Source organism: Paraburkholderia sp. TE9906, assembly GCF_056279605.1.
This window is the reverse complement of the sequence record NZ_JBWCCT010000026.1, coordinates 13,925-36,404: the sequence shown is the minus strand read 5'-3', so window position 1 is coordinate 36,404 and position 22,480 is coordinate 13,925. Positions and strand designations below refer to the sequence as shown.

Annotated in this window: 21 protein-coding genes; 20 read left to right on the top strand and 1 reads right to left on the bottom strand. The window is 64.5% G+C overall.

Going from position 1 to position 22,480, the window contains the following annotated elements; genetic code table 11:
- Positions 1 to 87 precede the first annotated feature (87 nt).
- From ACZ9H4_RS36050 to ACZ9H4_RS36020, 7 genes are read left to right on the top strand one after another with little or no spacing between them, the layout of a single operon-like run.
- Positions 88 to 1,278, top strand: coding sequence for an ABC transporter substrate-binding protein (locus tag ACZ9H4_RS36050; protein ID WP_476122959.1), 1,191 nt, complete (start codon positions 88 to 90; stop codon positions 1,276 to 1,278).
- A gap of 44 nt (positions 1,279 to 1,322) precedes the next feature.
- Entirely contained in the window at positions 1,323 to 2,477 is a 1,155-nt protein-coding gene (locus tag ACZ9H4_RS36045) for an acyl-CoA dehydrogenase family protein (RefSeq protein WP_476122957.1), read from the top strand.
- A 41-nt stretch (positions 2,478 to 2,518) separates the two neighbouring features.
- Entirely contained in the window at positions 2,519 to 3,703 is a 1,185-nt protein-coding gene (locus ACZ9H4_RS36040; RefSeq protein WP_476122955.1) for an ABC transporter substrate-binding protein, read from the top strand.
- Positions 3,704 to 3,761: 58 nt separating this feature from the next.
- Positions 3,762 to 4,634, top strand: a complete 873-nt coding sequence (locus ACZ9H4_RS36035; RefSeq protein ID WP_476122953.1) for a branched-chain amino acid ABC transporter permease — start codon at positions 3,762 to 3,764, stop codon at positions 4,632 to 4,634.
- Positions 4,631 to 5,587: a branched-chain amino acid ABC transporter permease gene (locus ACZ9H4_RS36030; RefSeq protein WP_476122951.1), complete on the top strand. Its 957-nt coding sequence runs from the start codon at positions 4,631 to 4,633 to the stop codon at positions 5,585 to 5,587. Before ACZ9H4_RS36035 ends, ACZ9H4_RS36030 begins: the two co-directional genes overlap by 4 nt.
- Positions 5,574 to 6,302, top strand: coding sequence for an ABC transporter ATP-binding protein (locus ACZ9H4_RS36025; protein ID WP_408150252.1), 729 nt, complete (start codon positions 5,574 to 5,576; stop codon positions 6,300 to 6,302). Before ACZ9H4_RS36030 ends, ACZ9H4_RS36025 begins: the two co-directional genes overlap by 14 nt.
- Entirely contained in the window at positions 6,295 to 6,996 is a 702-nt protein-coding gene (locus ACZ9H4_RS36020; protein ID WP_408150254.1) for an ABC transporter ATP-binding protein, read from the top strand. Before ACZ9H4_RS36025 ends, ACZ9H4_RS36020 begins: the two co-directional genes overlap by 8 nt.
- 8 nt (positions 6,997 to 7,004) lie before the next feature.
- Here ACZ9H4_RS36020 and ACZ9H4_RS36015 read toward each other — a convergent pair whose 3' ends face one another.
- Positions 7,005 to 7,907, bottom strand: coding sequence for a LysR substrate-binding domain-containing protein (locus tag ACZ9H4_RS36015; RefSeq protein ID WP_476122948.1), 903 nt, complete (start codon positions 7,905 to 7,907; stop codon positions 7,005 to 7,007).
- A 186-nt stretch (positions 7,908 to 8,093) separates the two neighbouring features.
- On the opposite strand from ACZ9H4_RS36015, the gene ACZ9H4_RS36010 reads away from it, so the two are divergent.
- The 13 genes from ACZ9H4_RS36010 to ACZ9H4_RS35950 all read left to right on the top strand — a co-directional run bounded on the left by ACZ9H4_RS36010 (position 8,094) and on the right by ACZ9H4_RS35950 (position 22,196).
- Positions 8,094 to 8,999: an SDR family NAD(P)-dependent oxidoreductase gene (locus ACZ9H4_RS36010; RefSeq protein ID WP_408150286.1), complete on the top strand. Its 906-nt coding sequence runs from the start codon at positions 8,094 to 8,096 to the stop codon at positions 8,997 to 8,999.
- 2 nt (positions 9,000 to 9,001) lie between these two features.
- Positions 9,002 to 10,318 carry an acetyl-CoA hydrolase/transferase family protein gene (locus ACZ9H4_RS36005; protein ID WP_476122946.1) on the top strand — a complete coding sequence of 439 codons (1,317 nt, stop codon included), beginning with the start codon at positions 9,002 to 9,004 and terminating at the stop codon, positions 10,316 to 10,318.
- 25 nt (positions 10,319 to 10,343) lie between these two features.
- Positions 10,344 to 11,540 (top strand): acetyl-CoA C-acetyltransferase, encoded by a 1,197-nt coding sequence (locus tag ACZ9H4_RS36000; protein ID WP_476122944.1) that lies wholly within the window; start codon positions 10,344 to 10,346, stop codon positions 11,538 to 11,540.
- A 74-nt stretch (positions 11,541 to 11,614) separates the two neighbouring features.
- Positions 11,615 to 12,787, top strand: coding sequence for a phenylacetate--CoA ligase family protein (locus tag ACZ9H4_RS35995; protein WP_476122942.1), 1,173 nt, complete (start codon positions 11,615 to 11,617; stop codon positions 12,785 to 12,787).
- Complete coding sequence (locus ACZ9H4_RS35990; RefSeq protein ID WP_476122940.1) at positions 12,784 to 13,917, top strand: lipoate--protein ligase family protein; 1,134 nt, start codon at positions 12,784 to 12,786, stop codon at positions 13,915 to 13,917. Before ACZ9H4_RS35995 ends, ACZ9H4_RS35990 begins: the two co-directional genes overlap by 4 nt.
- The gene (locus tag ACZ9H4_RS35985; protein WP_476122938.1) at positions 13,914 to 14,705 is read left to right on the top strand and encodes an enoyl-CoA hydratase/isomerase family protein; all 792 of its coding nucleotides are present in this window, start codon (positions 13,914 to 13,916) and stop codon (positions 14,703 to 14,705) included. The genes ACZ9H4_RS35990 and ACZ9H4_RS35985 overlap by 4 nt, the downstream gene beginning before the upstream one ends.
- Positions 14,706 to 14,712: 7 nt before the next feature.
- A complete protein-coding gene (locus ACZ9H4_RS35980; protein WP_476122936.1) occupies positions 14,713 to 15,582 on the top strand; it encodes a MaoC/PaaZ C-terminal domain-containing protein in 870 nt (289 codons plus the stop codon).
- Positions 15,583 to 15,689: 107 nt separating this feature from the next.
- Positions 15,690 to 16,508 (top strand): citryl-CoA lyase, encoded by an 819-nt coding sequence (locus tag ACZ9H4_RS35975; protein ID WP_476122934.1) that lies wholly within the window; start codon positions 15,690 to 15,692, stop codon positions 16,506 to 16,508.
- Between the two features lie 156 nt (positions 16,509 to 16,664).
- Positions 16,665 to 17,507, top strand: a complete 843-nt coding sequence (locus ACZ9H4_RS35970) for an HTD2 family dehydratase (RefSeq protein ID WP_476122932.1) — start codon at positions 16,665 to 16,667, stop codon at positions 17,505 to 17,507.
- A gap of 40 nt (positions 17,508 to 17,547) precedes the next feature.
- Entirely contained in the window at positions 17,548 to 18,711 is a 1,164-nt protein-coding gene (locus ACZ9H4_RS35965; protein WP_408150274.1) for an acyl-CoA dehydrogenase family protein, read from the top strand.
- A 26-nt stretch (positions 18,712 to 18,737) separates the two neighbouring features.
- Positions 18,738 to 19,916, top strand: coding sequence for a CaiB/BaiF CoA transferase family protein (locus ACZ9H4_RS35960; protein WP_408150276.1), 1,179 nt, complete (start codon positions 18,738 to 18,740; stop codon positions 19,914 to 19,916).
- An 82-nt stretch (positions 19,917 to 19,998) separates the two neighbouring features.
- Positions 19,999 to 21,387, top strand: a complete 1,389-nt coding sequence (locus tag ACZ9H4_RS35955; protein ID WP_408150278.1) for an MmgE/PrpD family protein — start codon at positions 19,999 to 20,001, stop codon at positions 21,385 to 21,387.
- On the top strand, positions 21,384 to 22,196 hold the full coding sequence (locus ACZ9H4_RS35950) for an HpcH/HpaI aldolase/citrate lyase family protein (protein WP_408329162.1): 813 nt from the start codon (positions 21,384 to 21,386) through the stop codon (positions 22,194 to 22,196). Before ACZ9H4_RS35955 ends, ACZ9H4_RS35950 begins: the two co-directional genes overlap by 4 nt.
- The last annotated feature ends 284 nt before the right edge of the window (positions 22,197 to 22,480 follow it).

Genomic DNA, 22,480 nt, shown 5'->3' with positions numbered 1-22,480 from the left:
CGCCGCGCGGCCTCGGTGCGCTCATCGCCAACCAGGGCGGCGGCAGCAACACCTCGAAAACAGGCCAATCAAGGCCACGGAGGAGACATGAAGCAATTCGCGTTGCGCGGCCGGATCGCCGCGAGCTTTCTCGCCGGCACAATGTTGTTCGCTGGCGCGTGCACCGAGGTCTACGCTGCCGAATGGCGCGTCGGCGTCGAGTTGCCGCTGACCGGTTCGCTCGCGCAGGCCGGCACTGAAATGTATCGCGGCATTCAGGTCGCCGCCGATGTCTACAACCGTCGCAATCCGCAAAACAGGATCACGCTGGTCGCGATCGACGACGAATCGAATCCGGCCAAGGCCGTCGCCGCCGTCGAGAAGCTTGCGTCGCAAAACGTGCTCGCGATTGCTGGCGCGGCCAATTCCAATTGCGCGGGCCCGGCGTCCGAAGCGGCGAGCAAGGCCGGCATCGTGTACATGACTTCAGGCGGCACCAGCGACGACATGGTGCGCCGTGGCCTGAAGAACTTCTTTCGCGTCAGCAACACGCCCGGCTATACCAAAGGCATGCTCGGCCTGTTCCAGCAGCTCGGCGTGAAGTCGGTGTCGATCGTCTATTCGACGAAAGACGCGACGAGCGATCTTGCCCAGCAACTCGACAGCGCGCTCAAAGCCAAGGGCATGACGACCACGCTGCACGCGTTCGACCCGTCGATGACCGACTTCAAGCCGATCGTCAACAAGGTCAAGCTGCAGGACAAGTCGGATGCGATGGCGATGATCGGCTACGAAAACGACTACGTCGGCATCCTGCGCGCCGCGAAAGTGCTCAAGCCGAACCTGAAGGCGATCGCCGCACCGTGGGCATTCGCGAGCCCGAAGATGGCCGCGTCGTTTCCCGATCTGGTGCCGAACGTGTACGGCGCGACCGTGCTCGCTTCCCCGGCCGACTATCGCTCGGCCGATCAACGCGAGTTTTCCGATACCTATAAGCGCCTCTTCAGGAGCGATTCGAACTACCAGTCGCAGACTTCGTTCGCTTACGCGCAGTTGCTGTTCGATGCGATTGCCCGCGCGCAGAAGGCCGGCACGCTCGACAAGGGCGGCCTTGCCGACAGTCTGCGCCAGAGCGCCGGCGACGGCACCTTCCTCGGCAAGGTCAGCTTCGACTCACGCGGCGACAACCCCGGCTACGTTGCGCACATGGGCCAGTTCGCGCACGACGGCAAGCTGGCCGTGGTATGGCCCGCCGACTACGCGACCGCCAAACCCGTTTATCCAGGTGTGCCGTGGTAAGCCGCGCGCCGTCCAACACGCCATCACGAAAGAGGTAAGCAGCGATGATCCGCGATCAGGAAACCATGAACGTTCTGCTCGACAACGTTGCGCGCTTCGTGCGCGAGCGTCTCGTGCCGAACGAAGAACGCGTCGCCGAAACCGACGAGATTCCCGCCGATGTCGTCGACGACATGAAAGCACTCGGCCTCTTCGGCCTGACAATTCCCGAGCAATACGGAGGCCTCGATCTGACGATGGAGGAAGAAGTGCTCGTCATGTTCGAACTCGGCAAGACCTCGCCCGCGTTTCGCTCGATCATCGGCACGACGGTCGGCATCGGCTCGCAAGGCATCGTGATCGACGGCACCAATGAGCAGAAAGCGCAGTGGTTGCCGAAGCTCGCGAGCGGCGAGACGATTGCGAGCTTTGCACTGACGGAGCCGGAGTCGGGCTCGGACGCCGCGTCGCTGAAAACGCGCGCTGTGCGTGACGGCGATCACTACGTGGTGAACGGCACGAAGCGATTCATTACCAATGCGCCGCAAGCCGGCATCTTCACGCTGATGGCGCGCACCAATCCCGACGAGCCGCGCGCGGGCGGCATCACCGCGTTCATCGTCGAAGCGGACACGCCGGGCATCAGCTTCGGCAAGCGCGATCGCAAGATGGGGCAGAAAGGCGCGCATACCTGCGACGTGATCTTCGAGAACTGCAGGGTGCCGGTGCGCAACGTGATCGGCGGCAAGGAAGGGGTCGGCTTCAAGACGGCGATGAAAGTGCTCGACAAGGGCCGCATTCATATTGCCGCGATCTGTGTGGGTGTCGCGCAGCGCGTGCTCGACGATGCATTGCGCTACGCGATGGAGCGCAAGCAGTTCGGTCAACCGATCGCCGAATTTCAACTGATTCAGGCGATGCTCGCCGACAGCCAAACCGAACTGTACGCGGCGCGCTGCATGGTGCTCGACGCGGCGCGCAAGCGTGATGCTGGCGAGAACGTCAGCACCGAGGCCTCGTGCGCGAAGCTGTTCGCGTCGGAAATGTGCGGACGGGTTGCGGATCGCGCCGTGCAGATTCATGGTGGCGCGGGTTATATGGCCGACTACGGCGTCGAGCGTTTCTATCGCGACGTGAGGTTGTTCCGTATCTACGAAGGCACCAGCCAGATTCAGCAGATCGTGATCGCACGCAACATGATGCGGGCCGCGGCGCGGTAACGCCAGGCACACCGCGCACAAAAAATACAATGGAGACACGCATGAAACGCAGCACGACCGCGCCACTCGCCGCATCGATCAAAACACTCGCCGTCGTATCGGCGCTCGCGCTCGCGGCGCGGGCGCAGGCTGCCGAGTTGCCGGTCGGCGTGGAATTGCCGCTGACCGGCGCAATGGCGCGCGCTGGCAACGCGCAGCTCGAAGGCATCAAGGTTGCCGCCGACGTGTTCAACCAGCGCAACAGCAAGCACACGGTCAAGCTTACGATCGTCGACGACGAAGCGCAGCCGGCCAAAGCCGTGTCGGCAGTGGAGAAGCTCGCGTCGCAGGGCGTGCTGGCGATCACCGGCGGTTACGGTTCGAACTCGGTCAGCCCCGCATCCGAAGCGGCCGACAAGGCCGGGCTCGTGTACATCACGTCGGGCGGTGTGGATAGCGCAATGACCTCGCGCGGCCTGAAGAACTTCTTTCGCATCGGTCCCGCCTCCGGCTATTCGAAAGCGATGGTCGGATTGCTCACCGACATGAACGTGAAGTCGGTTTCGATCGTCTCGTCGACCAAGCAGGCGACCACCGACCTCTCCAAAGACGTGTCCGCCGCGCTCACCGCGAAGGGGATCAAGGTCACGGTGCACGAATTCGATCCGGCGATGACCGACTTCAAGCCGATCGTCAACAAGATCAAGCTGCAGGACAAGCCCGACGTGATGGTGATGATGGGCTACGAGAACGACTACATCGGCATTCTGCGCGCGGCCAAGGTGCTCAAGCCTCAATTGAAGGCGGTGGTCGGCTGCTGGTCGCTCGCCACGCCGAAGATGGTGAGCGAATTTCCCGACCTCGTGAACAACGCGCTCGGCAATGCGATGCTGCCGCATCCGGTGCAATTCGCCTCGCCGGAAGGCAAGGCGTTCGTCGCCGCTTATCAGAAGGCCTATAACAAGGACCCGGACTATCTCGCCGAGTTCTCCTACGTGCAATCGATGGTGCTGTTCCAGGCGCTATCGAGTGCCGCCGACAAGGGCACGCTGAAGAAAGGCGGCGTGGCCACCGAGTTGCGCGCGCAACCGTTCGACACGCTCATCGGCACCGTGCGCTTCGACAGCAAGGGCGACAACCCCGCGTTCCTGAACAACATGGCGCAGATTCAGGACGGCAAGGTGGTCGTGATCTGGCCGAAGGACAAGGCCACCGGCAGGCTCAACTACCCGGCGCAGCCGTGGTGACGCCGCATTCGCAACGCGCCGCGCGCTTGCTCACCCCCATGCCGACCGAGGAGTTGTCATGACCGATCTGATCCTGCAATCGCTTTACTCCGGCGTGCTGGTCGGCGGCGCCTATGCGCTGGTCGCGCTCGGCCTCGCGCTGGTGTTCGGCGCGATGCGCATCATCAATCTCGCGCACGGCGAACTGGTGCTGCTGTCCGCGTACATCGCGTATTCGTTCGAAACGCGGCTCGGCATCAACCCGGTATTCGCGATTCCAGCCGCAATTCCGGTGGTGTGCGCGGCGGCCGGCACGGCCTGGTTTCTCGTCAGCAAGATTGCGCGCGACCGTGAACTGAACTCGCTGATTCTCACGTACGGGCTCGGCATCATCCTGACCAACGGCGTGCTGCTGATCTGGGGCGCCGACGTACGCTCCACCAATTCCGCGTGGCTGCAGGACAGCGTGATGCTCGGCAACGTGCTGAGCATGCGCAGTGAACTGCTGTCGTTCGGTATCAGCGTCGTGTTGATGGGGGCGCTGTGGTGGTGGCTTTCGCATTCGTGGTATGGCCGCGCGGTGCGGGCCATTTCCAGCAATCGCGACGCCGCGCGGCTCATGGGTATCAATCCGAAGAAGACCGAACTCGTGTCGTTCCTCGTGGCCGGCGTGCTGGCGTCGTGCGCAGGTGTGGCGATGTATGCGAGCAGCGCGATCCAGCCTTCGATCGGCGAGGCGATGACGGTGAAGGCGTTCATCATCACCGTGCTCGCGGGTGTGGGCTCGATTCCGGGTGTGCTGCTGGGCGCGATGCTGCTCGGCATTACCGAGGCGCTGACCGTCACGCTGTATAGCTCGGCGTTGCAGGAACTGGCGGGCATGCTGCTGTTTCTGCTGGTGCTGTATGTGCTGCCGAACGGTCTGTTCGGCGTTGCCAGGAGAAGAGGATGACGCGCAATCTCTCGCTAGCCGTGCTCGTGCTGGCGCTGTATTTCGGCGTGCCGCTCGTGCTCGGACACGATCTGTATCTGATGAGTCTCGCGGTTGCATCGCTGACGATCGCCGGCGTCGCGCTGGCCTGGGCGTTGCTCGGCAATCTCGGCGGCATGGTGAGCTTCGGGCATAGCGCTTTCTTCGGCGTCGGCTCGTATATCTCGGCGTTGCTGACGCTGAAGGCCGGCTGGCCCGTGTTCCCCGCGATGCTGGCAGGTGGTGCGGGCGCGGTGGTCGCGTCGCTCGCCATGCTGCCCGCGCTGCGCCTCAAAGGCCCGTATTTCGCGCTGGCGATTCTCGCATATGCGCAGATCTTCCGCATTCTCGCGACGCAGTTCTCCGGTCTCACCGGCGGTTCGAGCGGCCTGTCGAGCATTCCCAGCCTGCCGACAGTGGCGGGCTTCGATTTCGGCTCGAAGACCGGCGGTTATCTGGTGATCCTCACGCTCGTGCTGGCGTTCGCGCTCGCGTATCACTTCCTGCGGCGCAGCTACATCGGTCTCGCGTTGCGGGCGATGCACGAATCGGAAGACGCGACGCGCGTGGTCGGCGTGAACAGCGTGATGCTCAAGCTGTCGATGCTGATGCTCTCAGCGCTGATGACGGGCCTGGTCGGCGCGTTCAACGCGCACTACATCAACTTCCTCGAACCGGACTACGCGTTCAATTCGTCGTGGGCAGTCGTGCCGATCATCGCTGCGATTTTCGGCGGCTACCGGACAATCTTCGGACCGTTGGCTGGGGCGGTCGTCGTGTATCTGGCCGATCAGTTGATCCTGAAGAACCTGCTGCCCACCGGCCATCAGATCGTGCTCGGCATGCTGCTGGTGGCGATGATCATCGTCAGTCCGGGCGGACTCACGGCAATGGCGTTCAGAAAGCCCAAGCGAGGTGCGTATGCCGCAAGCTGAACTGCAACTGCGCAACGTGACGATCCGCTTCGGCGGTATCACGGCGGTCAACGACGTGTCGATGGAAGTCGGCAAGAACGATCTGGTCGGTCTGGTCGGTCCCAACGGCGCGGGCAAGACCACGCTCTTCAATGCGATCTCGGGGCTCGTGCGGCCGACGCAAGGCTCGATCAGCTTCGAAGGTGCGGACATGCTGCGGACGTCGCTGCATCGCCGCGCGCGGCTCGGCATCGGCCGCACGTTCCAGGTGCCGCAGCCGATGCACGAGCTGACGGTGCGCGAGAATCTGATCGTCGCGCAACGTTTCGGCGCGGGCCAGGTGGATCAGGCGCGCATCGACGAGATTCTTTCGTTTCTCGATCTGAGCGGCAAAGCCGAACGCAACGCGGCCACCGAACTTGCGCTGACCGAGTTGAAGGCGCTCGAAGTCGCGAAGGCGCTGGCGACCGCGCCGAAACTTCTGCTGCTCGACGAGGTGCTGGGCGGACTCGAAACCGCCAGCAAGCGCCGCTTCATGAAAACGCTGATGGACGTGCACGAGCGCTATCAGGTGGGAATCCTGATCATCGAGCACGACATCGAAACCGTGATGAATCTGTGCCGCCGCGTGTGCGTGCTGAACTTCGGCCAATTGATCGCCGATGGTCCACCCGCCGAAGTGTTCCGCGATCCGGCGGTGGTGAAGAGCTATACCGGAGAGGTGATCGATGCTTGAAATGAACGCGGTGCGAGCCGGTTATGGTGCGATCAACGTGCTGTGGGACGTGTCGCTAAACGTGGCGCGCGGCGAAGTGACCACCATCGTCGGCCCGAACGGCGCGGGCAAGACCACGCTGCTGCGCGCGATCATGGGCTTGCTGCCGTTGCAGCGCGGACAGATCGTCTATGACGGAACGTCGTTGGCCGGCGTGCCCACATGGGATTTACCGGAGCGCGGGATCGCGATGGTGCCCGAAGGGCGGATGATCTTCCGCGATATGTCGATCGAAGAGAATCTGATGCTCGGCGCGTTTCCCAAAGCACGTCGCGGCGCCGCGAAGGCGCAGCTCGAAGAAGTGTTCGCGCTGTTTCCGTTGCTCAAGGAGCGTCGTGCGCTGCCGGCGGGCACGTTGTCCGGCGGACAGGCGCAGATGCTGGCGCTCGGGCGCGGGCTGATGTCGTCGCCGCAATTGATGCTGATCGACGAGCCGTCGCTCGGCCTCGCGCCGGTGGTGGTGCAGGAGGTGTTCGAGATTCTCGCGCGTTTGAAGGCCGAGGGCCGCACCATCGTGCTCGTCGAGCAGAACACCAATATGGCGCTGCGGGTCGCGGATCAGGTGTATCTGATGCAGGGCGGCAAGGTTACGCTGTCCGCGCGCGCCGCCGAGGTGGACGTGGACACGTTGCACGACATGTATTTCGCGCGCTGAAAAAAGACTTATTCGAGGCGGCCGATGCCATCGGCCACCAGCAGATCGACCAGCTTGCGGGCGAATAGCGGGAGCGCCTGCCTATCGGCGACGCAGATTTGCAGCTTGCGCACCGCCCATTCGTCGGTGAGCGGAATGATGCGCAGCGCCATGGTTTGCGCGTGGCGTCGCGCTGTACCTTCGGGCAACACGCCGATGCCGATGTTCGCTTCGATCATCCGGCACGCGGCTTCGAAGTTGCTCACCTGAATGCGCCAGCGCATCACGCGTTGCAGGTCGGCCGACGCGCGTTTCAGGAAGCCATAGATCGCGCTCGCTTCGGGCGGCCCGATGAAATCGTAGTCGAGCGTTGCACCGAAATCGATCTTCCTGTGTTGCGCGAGCGGATGGCTCAACGCAGTCGCGAGCACCAGGCGATCGCGCCGGTAAGGCATCACTTCGAGTCCCTCGGTGCGTACGTTGCCCGCAACGATGCCGATATCGACCGTGCCTTCCTGCACCGCCTTGACGATGTCCGGGCTCAGCCGTTCGTGCATATCGACGTACACGTCGGGATGATTCACGAGATACGTGCGCAATACCGCCGGCAGAAACTCGCTCATCGCGGTGGTGTTCGCGAACACGCGCACGTGCCCCTTCACGCCTTGCGCGTACTCCTGCAGATCGCCGGTGAGTTTTTCGAGTTGCTGGAACACGCGTCGCGCGTGCAGCAGCAGTGTTTCGCCCGGCGCGGTTAGCGTGACGCCCTGACTCGTGCGACTCAGCAGCTTCACCTTCACCTGCTCCTCGAGATTCTTGATCCGCGTGCTCGCCGCAGGTAGGGACAGGTGCGCCCGTTCCGCACCGCGAGTGAGGCTGCTTGCTTCAGCGATGTGAATGAAGAGCTTGAGATCGACGAGATCGAAATGCATGGAGGTGTCCGTTGGAGGGCAAGCCCATTATTGCGCCGTCGCGCGCTCTACGACATTAGGCGAACTACGGGTTAATGCTAGCCGAATTGGGGTTTCGGCATATCCAAATTGTCCTTGTGCGAACGATGCGTCAAGCTGCATCGAAACATGAGACAGCGAGGAGCGACACGCATGACGACGCAGCAGATGATGGCGGGCAAGGTGGTGATCGTAACCGGCGCGGGCGGCGGTATTGGCCGCGATATCGCGCTGCTGATGGCGCGAGAGGGCGCACAGGTGGTGGTGAACGATATCGGCGCGACGCTCGAAGGCGAAGGCCGCAATGCGGGTCCGGCGCAAAGCGTGGTCGACGAAATCGCGACGTTCGGTGGGCGCGCGACCAGCAATACCGATAGCGTCGCCGACGCGCAAGGCGCGGAGCATATCGTGCAAAACGCGCTGGACGTATTCGGCCGCGTGGATTGCGTGGTCAACAACGCGGGCATTTTGCGCGACCGCTTCTTTCACAAGATGAGCAGCGACGAGTGGGACGCGGTTCTCAAGGTGCATCTGTACGGCACGTACAACGTATCGCGCGCCGCCGCTGCACATTTGAAGGAGCAGGGCTCGGGTTCGTTCGTGCATATGACATCGACGTCGGGACTGATCGGCAATCTCGCGCAGGCCAACTACAGCGCGGCGAAGCTCGGCATTGCGGGCCTATCCAAATCGATTGCGCTCGACTTGCAGAAGTTCGGCGTGCGTTCGAATTGCATCGCCCCGTTCGCCTGGAGCCGCATGATCAGTTCGATCAAGGTCGATTCGGCGGAGCAGGAAGCGCGCGTCGCCAAGATCAAACAGATGACGCCCGCGAAGATCGCGCCGCTCGCCGTGTACCTCGCGAGCGATACGGCACACGACGTGAACGGCCAGATTTTCGCGGTGCGTAACAACGAAATCTTCGTGATGAGCCAGCCGCGCCCGGTGCGTTCGGTGCATCGCGGCGAAGGCTGGACGCCCGCGAGCATCGCCGAGCATGGGATGCCGGCGCTGCGCTCCGCGTTCCATTCGCTCGACGTGTCCGCGGACGTGTTCAGCTGGGACCCGGTGTGAGCATGCGCGACGCGCTCGAACTCGACGCGGCGCAGCTCGAATTCGCACGTTACGTGCGGTCCGGCGACACGGTTTGTTGGGGGCAAGGCGGCGCCGAGCCTTGCACGCTGACCGAAGCACTGGTCTCGCAACGACGCGCGATCGGCGGACGCTTCAGGGTGTTCGTCGGCGCATCGTGGTCGCAGACGCTGCAACCGCAGCACGCGGACGCGATCGACATGAGCGCGTATTGCGGCTCGGGTACGAATCGGCAACTGGCCGCCGCGGGCGTGCTCGATATCGTGCCCGCGCATTACTCGGCGTTCGATCGCGCGTTGACGCGCGGCCCGTTCAAGGTGGACGTGCTGTTGCTGCAAGTCGCGCCGGCCGATGCCGATGGCCATTACAGCCTCTCCATCGCGCACGAGTATCTGATCCCGTTGATCGACTCGGCGCGCGTCGTGATCGCCGAAGTGAATCACGCGGCGCCCTGGACTTACGGCGAGCGTGCGCTACGCAAGGCCGATTTCGACGCACTGATTCACACCGACCGCGCGCCGCTCGAAGCGCCGCGCGCGACGCCGGGCGAGATCGAAACCCGTATCGCGCAGCACGTGGCGACGTTGATCGAAGACGGCACCACGCTGCAACTCGGCCTCGGCGCGTTGCCCGATGCGATCCTCGCGCATCTCGGCGACCGCCGCGATCTCGGCATTCATAGCGGCGCGATCGGCGACGCCGTGGCGAGTCTGATGGCGCGCGGTGTCATCACCAATGCGAAGAAGCGCAACGATCGCGGCGTGAGCATCGCGGGCGCGATGATGGGCAGCCGCAAGATCTATGGCTTCGCGCATCGCAACTCCGCCGTGCAATTTCGCTCGACCGCCTATACGCACGATATCGGCGTGCTGGCCGGCATCGACCGCTTTGCCGCGATCAACTCGGCGATCGAAGTGGACCTCACCGGGCAGGTCAATGCCGAAGTGGCCAACGGTCAGTACCTCGGCTCGGTGGGCGGCGCCGTCGACTTTCTGCGTGGCGCGGCCCGCTCGCGCGGCGGCTTGCCGATCGTCGCATTGCCCGCGCGTTCGCGGCACGGCAGCCGCATCGTCGCGCGGCTCTCGGGACCGGTGAGCACGCCACGCAGCGACGTGGGCCTCGTCGTCACCGAATACGGTGTGGCCGATCTGCGCGGGCTGTCGCTCGCGCAACGCACGCGGCGCATGCTCGACATCGCGCCGCCCGAGGCGCGCGACGCGCTCGCAGCAGCGCACGCCGCCGCTTTGCATGACAGCGTCCACAGCATACACAGCTCGGCGCGCGAAGCCATCTCCTCATGACAATCCAACGCACAAGGACATCCAGATGAAACGAGCAGCGATCGTCGCACCGGTTCGCACGCCGGTCGGCACATTCGGCGGCAGCCTGCGGCCAGTTCCCGTCGAAGCCCTCGCAGCGACTGCGATTCGCGCGACGCTCGCGAAGAGCGGTATCGATCCGGCGCGTATCGAAGACGTCGTGTTCGCGCAGTCGTACGCGAATAGCGAAACGCCGTGCGTCGGCCGCTGGGCAGCGCTCGAAGCGGGATTGCCGGTGCACGTGCCCGGCATGCAGCTGGACCGGCGCTGCGGCGGCGGACTTCAGGCGATCGTCACGGCCGCGATGATGGTGCAAAGCGGGGCGGCGGATGCGGTGATTGCAGGCGGCGTCGAAAGCATGAGCAACATCGAGTACTACAGCACCGACATGCGCTGGGGCTCGCGCGCGGGTTCGGTGAAATTGCACGACCGGCTCGATCGCGGCCGGGAGCGTTCGCAGCCTGAAGCGCGCTTCGGCTACATCTCCGGAATGATCGAGACGGCCGAGAACCTCGCAAAGCAATACGGCATCACGCGCGAAGAAGCGGACGCCTACGCGCTGCGCAGTCATCAGCGCGCGGTGGCCGCGTGGGAGTCGGGCAAATTCGCCGATGAAGTCGTGCCCGTACAGGTGCCGCAACGCAAGGGCGACTCGTTGAGCTTCTCGCGCGATGAAGGCGTGCGTGGCGACGCAACGCTGGAATCGCTCGCGAAACTGCGGCCCTTGGTGAAAGGCGGCACCGTCACCGCCGGCAATGCTAGCCAGCAGAACGATGCGGCGGCGGCATGTCTGATCGTTGCCGAAGACAAGCTCGACGAATTGGGTCTCACGCCGCTCGGTTACCTCGTCGGCTGGGCCGCCACCGGTTGCGAGCCGGCAACGATGGGCATCGGCCCCGTACCCGCCGTGCACAAGCTTTTCCAGAAGACCGGCCTCACGTTCGAGCAACTCGATCTGGTCGAGCTGAACGAAGCGTTCGCCTGCCAGGTGCTGGCGGTGCTGAAGGGTTGGGGCTGGCATGACGAGTCGCGGCTGAACGTGAACGGCTCCGGCATTTCGCTGGGGCATCCGATCGGTGTAACCGGTGTGCGGATCATGACGACCCTGCTGCACGAATTGCAGCGCCGCAAAGGCCGGTATGGTCTGGAGACGATGTGCATCGGTGGCGGCCAGGGCATTGCGGCAGTGTTCGAACGGGCCTGAGCCCCCGCCCGTCCAACCCGTAAGCACAGCGCGCAATCACAACCCGCAATCAAAAAAGAACAGGAGCAGGAGACATGCTCGATCGATTGAACGCGCAGCTCGAGCGGCTGCGCGAGCACCCGTTCTATGGGGGACGCCTGCCGTCTCGCGTGACGAGCACCGAGGAGTTCGCCGCGCGCGTGCCGTTGATGTCGCGCGCGGCACTGGTCGCCGAAATGGGGCGCCCCGGCTATGGCGCGTTTGCGCCGCACGTCCCACCGGTTCGCGTGCATCTCACGCCGATGGGCGCCGCGTTGGTGCCGATCCTGCACAGCGCCGCCGACCTGCGCGCGATCGAAGCCGCCTGCGGCCAGCATCTCGACGCGTGCGGCATCGGCCCCGGTGACGTGTGCATGGTCACGTTCGGCTATCACCTGTTCGTCGCGGGGCTGTTCTATCAGAGCCAGATGGAAGCGCGCGGCGTCGCGTGCATTCCGCACGGTCCCGGCGAAACCGAACGCGCTGCCGACATCGCGCGGCGTTGCGGCGTGACGGTGCTGGCCGGCAATCCGTCGCATGCGCTCAAGCTGATCGAAGCGGGTTGCCCGGTGCCGCGCGTGTTTTTTGCGGGCGGCGAGGCGTTCACCGGAAACGAGGCGTTGTATCGGCGCGTGCGTGACGCGATGCCGAACACGCTGCTGATCGACAGCTTTTCGTTATCCGAATGCCTGCCGGTTGCGCGGACCTTTCCGGGCGGCACCGGTGTGCATGTCTTCGACGAATTGCTGTACGCGGAAGTAATCGATCCCGATAGCGGCAAGCCGGTCGCTCAAGGCGAGCGCGGCGAACTCGTGCTCACGCACCTGAAGAAAGAACTACAACCGCTCGTGCGCTATCGCACCGGCGACCTCACGGTATTGAGCACCGCCAAACCGCTGTTCGGACGCACGGTGTCGTTGCCGCGCGTGGTGTTCGGCCGTGCCGACTCCATGCTGAAGATCAAAGGCGTCAAGGTTTATCCGTCCGAGTTGCGCACGGCGCTGCTCGGCGTCGACGGACTGAGCGGCGCGTACCGGCTCGTGGTGTCGCGCAAGCCGGGCGGCGGCGACCACCTGAAGCTGCAGATCGAAGGCACGCCCACGCGCGCCGCGCTCGACGCAATCGCCGTGCGCGTCAAACAGCAAACCCTCATCAGCGCGGATGCCGTCGAAGCGGTTGCGAAGCTGGACGGCACGCATCTCGTCACCGATCAAAGGAGCACAGCATGAGCAGTGAAGCGAACCGCACGCCCTGGCGTTTCATCGTCGGCCATCACAGCTATGCGGACTTTTCGATTTCGATTTCGCCGGCCGTGGAGCGCGCGGTGGCCGAAGGACTGGCGCCGCCGACCGTCTATCTGAACATCTTCGACGAGGACAGCATCACGATCGGTGTCAACGAAGATCCGCAGCAGGTGCTCGATCTCGCGTTCTGCCGCAGTCATGGCGTACTCACGCGACGGCGCGAGACCAGTGGCGGTGCGATCTATGCGGGCAAGGGCTCGGCGTTTCTCGCGCTCTATCTGCCGACCAGCGTGCGCGGCGTGCCGCCCACCGCGGCAATTGCCTTTCCGACGATCCTCGGCCATGTCGCGGACAGCTTGCGCGAAGTGTTCGATCTGTCGGCGTCGTATCGTCCTTTGAACGATGTCGAAATCGATGGGCGCAAGCTGGTCGCGACGTCGTTGAAGATCGAGGGCGGCGTGCTGACGTTCCGCATCTTGCTGAACATCAAGGCGATCAACACGGACATCGCGGCGCAGGCGATGCCGCTTGCGCCCGAGAAAACGCGCGACAAGAAGCACAAGGATCTTGGCTCGCGCTACACGTTTCTGGAAAAGGAACTCGACCGTTCGATCACGCACGAGGAATTGATCGCCTGGGTCGACGCGTGCATGCGCCGCGCGTTCGATGGCGCGCCGTTGCAGTGCGGCGGTACGCTGGTCCCACACGAAGAAGCGCTCGCGCGGCAGTTCGCGAGCGAATTGACGAGCGACGCCTGGTTTAACGAAAAGAGCGAGGCCGTGCGTTATGGTCCCCTGATGCGCGCGGGCGACCGCATCGGCCGGGGCCGCGAAAAAGCGCCTGCGGGTTTGATCTGGCTGAGCCTGCTGGTGCGCGACGGTCTGGTGATGCGGGCCATTGTCAACGGTGACTGGCATCCACGGCCGATTCGCTCGGTCGATTGGCTCGAACAGGGTTTCACCGGTTTGCCCGCCACGCGCGAAGCGTGCGAGCGCCACATCAACGCGTTTCTGCAACGTGACGATGTGGAGTTCGCCGGTGTCGAAGCAACGCATCTGTTGAAAGCGCTCGACCTCGCGCTGGCCAGTCTCGATCACGCGGAGGTCACGGCATGAGCGACACTGCATTGCTCTACGACGTCGACGCCGAGGCCGGCATTGCAACGCTGACGTTGAACCGTCCGCAGCAAAAGAACGCGATGGACATGTCGATGCGCGTTGCGCTGCGCGAGGCCGTCTACGCGATCCGCCAGGACCGTTCGATCCGCGCGGTCGTGCTGTGCGGCGCGGGCGAAGACTTCTGCGCGGGCGGCGACTTGCGCGGCATGAATGTAGCGAGCGCGGAGGAGGGCCGCAATCGTCTCGACGATCTGCACGGCTGGGTCGGCATGCTGCTCGATCTGGACCGGCCGGTGATCGCCGCCGTCGACGGTGTCGCGTATGGCGCGGGTTTCAGTCTCGCGCTGGCGGCGGACTTCGTGCTCGCCACGCCGCGTGCGCGCTTTTGCCTGCCGTTCATGAAAGTCGGCCTCGTGCCGGATTGCGGTGCGTTCTACACACTGCCGCGCGTGATCGGGCTGGCGCGGGCGAAAGACCTGGTGTTCACCGCGCGTGAGATCCAGGCCGAAGAGGCGCAGCGCATCGGCGCGGTATTCGAAATCGTCGCGCAGGACATGCTGCACGCACGGGCGATGCGAATCGCCGCCAGTCTCGCGGGCGCGTCGCCGGTTGCGTTCGGGCTCGCGAAGCGCGCGTTGAACCAGTCGCTCGGCGCGGATTTGCGCGCGATGCTCGAGCTCGAATCGGCCGCGCAAGGCATCGCGTTCTCGACCGAATTCCATCGCGAAGCCGTGCAGCGCTTCAAGGACAAAACGACGCCGCTGTTCCAGTGGCCCGCCGCCTGAGCCCATCATGACGATCGACTATCACACGCTGCGCAACTGGCCGTTCGAAGACATCGAGCAAACCTATACTCAACGCGACGCGATCCTCTATAGCCTCGGCCTCGGCTATGGCCACGATCCGCTCGATCCCGACGACCTGCCGTTCGTCTACGAGAAAGCGCTGCGGGTGCCGCCGACCTTCGCTGCCGTGCTCGGCTATCCGGGCTTCTGGGCACGCCATCCCGGCACCGGCATCGACTGGGTGAAGCTGCTGCACGGCGAGCAGCGGCTGCGGATTCACCGGCCGTTGCCGGCGGCGGCGACCATCGTCGGACGCTCGCGGGTCGCGCGCATCGTCGACAAGGGGCCGGGCAAGGGCGCGTTGGTGCTGATCGAGCGCAGCATCGTCGACAAGACCAGCGGCGAGCTGCTCGCCGCCGTCGAGCAGCTGAATTTCTGCCGGGGCGACGGCGGTTTCAGCGCGAACGGCCAGCCTTCCGACGAGCCGCTTCCGGGGCCGCCGCCGATGCCCGAGCGCGTGCCGGATGCGATCTGCGACTTGCCCACTCGTCCCGAGACGGCGTTGATCTATCGTCTTTCCGGCGACGACAATCCGCTGCACGCGGACCCGGCCGTCGCGCGCGCGGCGGGTTTCGAGCGACCGATCCTGCACGGTCTCGCGACGTGGGGCGTGGCCGGGCATGCAGTGCTCAAGACGGCCTGCGCGGGCCGTCCCGAGAACCTGGCGTCGCTGTATGCGCGTTTCACGGCGCCGGTTTATCCTGGCGAAACGATCCGCACTGAGCTCTGGCTCGACGACGGCGTGGTGAATTTCCGCTCGCGCGTGCTGGAGCGCGACGTGCTCGTGCTCAACAACGGGCGCGCGGAGTTGCAGTGAAGCTTCGCACTGGCTGCATTTGCATTTGCATTTGCATGCGCACGCCTGCCGCCTCACGTCGAATCCGTTTTTTGAATCGATAACCGCTCACAGGATTCACAATCATCATGTCCAGAACGCCCAAGCCGCTGATTCATTCGAATATCGCCTACAGCACGCCGGATCGCATCGTCGTGCGCGGCAAGGATTTGCCCAACGAAGTGCTCGGCCACATGAATCTCGGCGACTTCGCTTTTCTGCAACTGACCGGCAAGACCGCAACGCGCGAGCAGTCCGCGATGTTCAACGCGATCCTGATCACGCTGGTCGAGCATGGCATGACGCCGAGCGCGATTGCCGCGCGCATGACCTACGCGGGCGCGCCCGAATCGTTGCAGGCCGCCGTGGCGGCGGGATTGTGCGGGCTGGGGTCGGTATTCGTCGGCAGTATGGAGGGCGCGTGCCGGATGTTGTCGGAGGCGCTGCCGGCTGCTCAGCACGACGCGCAGCAAGATGCGCAAAGTGGCGCCGCGATTGTGGACCTCGAACAGATCGCACGCGATACCGTCGCCGCCTATCGCGCACGCGGCGCGAGCGTGCCGGGTTTGGGTCATCCGCTGCATAAGCCGATCGATCCGCGAACGCCGCGTCTGTTCGAGCTCGCCGCGGAAAACGGCATGTCCGGCAAGTACGTGAGGCTGATGCAACTGATCGGCGCTGAGGCCGAGCGCCTGTCGGGCAAGTCGCTGCCGATCAACGCAACCGGCGCGATCGGCGCGATCTGCTGCGAGTTCGGTTTCCCGTGGCGCATCGTGCGCGGCTTCGGCGTGATGGCGCGCGCGATCGGCCTCGTCGGTCATATCATGGAGGAAGGCGAGAAGCCGATGGCGATCGAAATCTGGCAACGCATCGAAGACGAAGCGTCGGCGCATCTGCGCGAAGGCTGATCGTCAACGGCCAGCGGGCAAACCAACGGCCGCGCTCGCCGCACGCCTTAAGCAAAACCAAAGGCCCGATTCGAAAATGCAAACTTCGCGGAACGCACCGCGTCGTTCATAGTAGGGCTCTACCAAGCTAACCAAGCGTATCCGGAGACTTCGCCCATGTCCGCGGCCTCAGAGAAACTCGACGACTGGCTCAACAAGGAGGCGGTGACCGAAGACGACATCACCGCCTTTCCGCTGACGGCGCTGGCCGCCACGCTCGATCGCGAAGAAAACGGCGCAACGGTGCCGCCGTTGTGGCACTGGCTGTACTTTCTGCCGGTCGCGCCGATGTCCGAAGTCGGCGCCGACGGTCATCCGAAGCGCGGCGGCTTCCTGCCGCCGGTGCCCCTGCCGCGCCGCATGTGGGCCGGCGGCCGGCTGACCTTTCATGCCTCGCTCAAAGTGGGCGAGCGCGCCACGCGCACCTCGACCATCGCCAATATCGAGGACAAGACCGGCCGTTCGGGTCGCCTCGTGTTCGTCACGGTGCAGCACTCTATCGAAGCGGGCGGCGAGCTGAAGATCGAGGAAGAGCACGACATCGTCTATCGTGACGCGCCGCAGGAAGGCGCGCGGCCGCAAACACCGCAACTCGCGCCGCAAGGCGAAACGTGGCGCCGCACGATTGACACCGACGCGGTGCTGCTGTTCCGCTATTCGGCGCTGACCTTCAATGGGCATCGCATTCACTACGACTACCCGTACGTCACGCAGGTCGAAGGCTATCCGGGCCTCGTCGTTCACGGCCCGTTGATCGCGACGCTGCTGGTCGATCTCGTGCGCCGCGAACAGCCGAACGCCACGCTGCAAAGCTTCGCGTTCAGGGCGCTGCGCCCCACGTTCGCCGGCCAGCCTTTCACCGTGTGCGGCCAGCCCTCGGCCGACGGCAAAACCATCGAGCTATGGGCCAAAGACCACGAAGGCTATCTGACCATGCGCGCGACGGCCGCGCTTGCCTGACCTTCGCTTGAACATCGGCTGAACTCCAAGAGATTCGACTATGCAAACCACGCAACAGGATTCGTTTCAGGACATTCGAGAAGCAGTGCGCGATCTGTGTCAGCAGTTTTCCGGCGAGTACTTCCGCAAGATCGACGAAGCGCGCGGCTATCCGGAAGAGTTTGTCGATGCGCTCACCAAGGCCGGCTGGCTGGCCGCGCTGATTCCGCAGGATTTCGGCGGCTCGGGGCTCGGGCTCACGGAAGCGTCGGTCATCATGGAAGAGATCAATCGCGCAGGCGGCAACTCGGGCGCGTGCCACGGCCAGATGTACAACATGGGCACGCTGCTGCGTCACGGCTCGGAAGAGCAGAAGCGCAAGTATCTGCCGAAAATCGCATGCGGCGACTTGCGTTTGCAATCGATGGGCGTGACCGAGCCGACCACCGGCACCGACACCACGAAGATCAAGACCACCGCCGAGCGGCGCGGCGACCGTTATGTGATCAACGGGCAGAAGGTATGGATCTCGCGCGTGCAGCACTCCGACCTGATGATTCTGCTCGCGCGTACCACGCCGCTGTCCGACGTGAAGAAGAAGTCGGAAGGCATGTCGATCTTTATCGTCGATCTGCGCGAAGCGATCGGCCACGGCTTGACCGTGCAGCCGATCCTGAACATGGTCAATCACGAGACCAACGAGCTGTTTTTCGATAACCTCGAAATCCCCGCGGAGAATCTGATCGGCGAGGAAGGGCAGGGCTTCAAATACATCCTCGACGGCTTGAACGCGGAGCGCACGCTGATCGCCGCGGAATGCATTGGCGACGGCTACTGGTTCGTCGACAAGGTGACCGGGTACGCGAAAGAGCGCGTCGTGTTCGGCCGTCCGATCGGCCAGAACCAGGGCGTGCAATTCCCGATCGCGCGTTCGTTCATCAACGTCGAAGCGGCGAGTTTGATGCGCTTCGAAGCGGCGCGTCGTTTCGATGCGCACCAACCGTGCGGCGCGCAGGCGAACATGGCGAAGCTGCTCGCGGCCGACGCGTCGTGGGAAGCCGCCAACGCCTGCCTGCAATTTCACGGCGGTTTCGGCTTCGCGTGCGAATACGACGTCGAGCGCAAGTTCCGCGAAACGCGTCTATACCAGGTCGCGCCGATTTCGACCAATCTGATTCTCTCGTACGTGGCCGAGCATATTCTCGGGCTGCCGCGTTCGTTCTGACATTCAGGCAGAAGGCAGACATAGACATGAGACCACTCGACGGTATCAAGGTCGTCACGCTCGAACATGCAATCGCTGCGCCGTTCTGCACGCGTCAACTCGCCGATCTCGGCGCACGGGTGATCAAGATCGAGCGCCCCGGCGTCGGCGATTTCGCGCGCGGCTACGACGAGCGCGTGCATGGACTGTCGTCGCATTTCGTCTGGACCAATCGCTCGAAGGAGAGTCTCGCGCTCGATCTGAAGCAGCCCGAAGCAGCGGAGATTCTCGGCGCGCTGGTCGCCGATGCCGACGTCCTGGTGCAGAACCTCGCACCGGGCGCGGCGGAGCGGCTCGGTCTCGGCTACGACGCGTTGAGCGCGAAGTACCCTAAGCTGATCGTTTGCGATATCTCCGGTTATGGCGCCGATGGTCCTTATCGCGACAAGAAGGCGTACGACCTGCTGATCCAGAGTGAATCCGGCTTTCTGTCGATCACCGGCTCACCTGGCGCGCCCGCCAAGGCAGGCTGCTCGATCGCGGACATCGCCGCCGGCATGTACGCGTATTCGAACATCCTCAGCGCATTGCTGTTGCGCGGCCGCACGGGGCGCGGCTGCCGCATCGACGTGTCGATGCTGGAAAGCATGGTCGAGTGGATGGGCTATCCGCTCTACTACGCGATCGACGGTCAATCGCCGCCCGCGCTGTCGGGCGCGGCGCACGCAACGATCTATCCATACGGACCATTCCCCGCCGGCGACGGCAAGACCGTAATGCTCGGCCTGCAAAACGAGCGTGAATGGAAGCTGTTTTGCGAGCGCGTACTCGAACAACCGGAACTCGCCACCGACGAGCGCTTCGCGTCGAACTCGAAACGCACGTCCGCGCGCGACGCGTTGCGCGAGGTGATCGTCGCGGCCTTTGCGAAGCTGAGCGCCGCGCAGGTGATCGAGCGGCTCGATCAGGCCGGCATCGCTAATGCGCAGATGAACACGCTGGGCGACGTGTGGGCGCATCCGCAATTGAAGGCGCGCGAGCGCTGGCGGGAAGTCGGCACGGCGGCGGGCGCGGTGCCCGCGCTGTTGCCGCCGGGTCTGCCTGCCGATTTCGCACCGCGCATGGACCCGGTGCCCGCACTCGGTGAGCATACCGAATCGATTCTGCGCGAACTCGGCTATGACAGCACGCGCATCGATGCGCTGCGTGCGGCCGGCACGATCTGAAGCGCCTTTTCGCGCCGGCGTGTGGACGACGCCATGCCGGCAATCCGAACAAACCCTGAACGAACCCGACTCCCGCACGCTCATGAACGATCATCCCAGTCTCACGCTTGCCACCTTCGCCGCGCAGCTCGACTTCGACAGCATTCCGCACGCGGTGGTCGAGCGCACCGTCAACCTGTACGTCGACTGGCTCGGCTCGGCCTTGGCCGGTAAAGGCGCGCGACCTGTTGAAACGATTGCGCGCTTCGCACGCCAGGCAGCGGGCGCGACGCAGCACGGCCCGTGCGAAGTGTTGATCGACCGCAGCCGCACCACGCCCTATTTCGCGGCGATGATCAACGGCGCGGCATCGCACTTCGCCGAACAGGACGACGTGCACAACGGCTCGGTGTTTCATCCGGCAACGGTGGTGTTTCCGGTGGCGCTCGCGTTGGCTCAAGCCACGCAGGCATCGGGGCGCGATTTCATCGCGGCGGCGGTCGCGGGTTATGAAGTCGGTATCCGCATCGGCGAATTTCTGGGCCGCTCGCACTACAAGGTATTTCACACCACAGGCACGGTCGGCACGATCGCGGCGGCGGCCACGGCCGGACGGCTGCTCGGGTTGTCGCCGACGCAGATGCTCGACGCGTTCGGGTCGGCCGGGACGCAAGCTAGCGGGCTGTGGGAGTTTCTGCGCGACGCCGCCGACTCGAAGCAACTGCACACGGCGATGGCCGCCGCCAACGGGCTGATGGCCGCGCAACTCGCCGCCGACGGCTTCAAGGGCGCGACGCATATTCTCGAAGGCGCGAAGGGCATGGCGGCGGGCATGTCGAGCGACGCCGATCCGGCGCGCCTCGTCGACCGGCTGGGCAGCCGCTGGGCCACCGAGGAAACCTCGTTCAAGTATCACGCGGCGTGCCGTCATACGCATCCCGCCGCGGACGCACTGCTCGCCGTCGTGCAGGACCACCGTCTCGCACCACGCGATATAGCGAAGGTGGTTGCGCACGTGCATCAGGGCGCGATCGACGTGCTCGGCGCGGTCGTCACGCCGCGCACGGTGCATCAGGCGAAGTTCAACATGGGCACCGTGCTCGGGCTCGTCGCGCATCACGGCTATGCGGGCGTCACCGAATTCGAACACGGCTTCGACGCGGATACGATCGCCGCGTTCCGCGACAACGTCACGATGGCCTTCGATGCCGAGGTCGATGCAGCCTACCCCGCGCGCTGGATCGGCAAGGTCACGGTGACGACCACCGATGGCCGTGTCCTCAACGGCCGCGTCGACGAACCGAAGGGCGATCCGGGCAACACGCTGTCGCGCGATGAAATCGCGACCAAGCTGCATCGGCTGGCGGCATTCGCGGGCGCGGCCACCGAAGGCGAAGCGGCGCGTTTGCTCGGCAACGCATGGCATATCGCGGAGCAGACTGAGGTCGGCTCGGTGTTCGAAGCGACATCGCACGCGACGGTGCTCGCATGAACGCCACGCTGCCCCGTTCGTATCTGTTCGTGCCGGGCAACCGGCCCGAGCGTTTCGAGAAAGCGCACGCGGCTGGCGCGGACGCGGTGATCCTCGATCTCGAAGATGCCGTGCAGCCCGATGAAAAATCCATGGCGCGCGCGGCCGTGCTGGCCGCTGTATCGGACGGTGCATCACGGCCCGCGTGGGTGCGCGTCAACGGCTCGGATACCGTGTGGTTCGACGACGACGTTGCCGCGCTCGCAAGCCAGACCGGCGTCGCCGGCATCGTGCTGCCGAAGGCCGAGGCGCGCGAGCAGGTCGACGCGGTGCTCGCGCACGCGCATCCGGGGTTGCGCGTGTTGCCGATCGTCGAGACCGCCCGAGGCTTTGCGAATCTGGCGGTGTTGTGCGCCGCGCCGCGCGTGCAGCGCATCGTGTTCGGCACGCTCGATTTCCAGATCGACCTCGGCATCGACGGCGATGCCGAGGAGTTGCATGTGTTCCGTTCGCAGATCGTGCTGGCATCACGGCTCGCGGGAATCGGCGCGCCGGTGGATGGCGTGTCGACCACCATCACCGACGCCGATGCTATCGAAGCCGACGCGCGGCGCGGCCGGCGCTTCGGTTTCGGCGGCAAGCTGTGCATTCATCCGAAACAGATCGACGCGGTGCATCGCGCCTATGCGTGGAGCGAGGCCGAGCAGGCGTGGGCGCGGCGCGTGCTGGCGGCGGTGGAGACCAGCAGCGGCGCGGCGGTGGCGGTGGACGGCAGGATGGTCGACATGCCGGTGATTCTGAAGGCTCGCAGGATCGTGGCGGGTCGATAAGCCGCGCGCACGCGGCGTGTGAATTCGTTGGACGTCTGATCGCGTGCGTGAAACGGCGCGGTGCATGAAGATGCACCGCGCCGTTTTGCTTTGCTGCGCGCAGGGCGGGCCATGCGGAACGGAGCCGGGCCGATCGACCCAAACTGCGCTGTCCCGTCGGATGCCGCCCCGCACCGGGCCGGAACCGTCTCGTACCCTTAACCGCAACAAAACATCGGCTTCCAATAATGCCAATTCCCTCACCACGCCGGCTGTCGCACTCTTAGCACTACACGACACGGCGA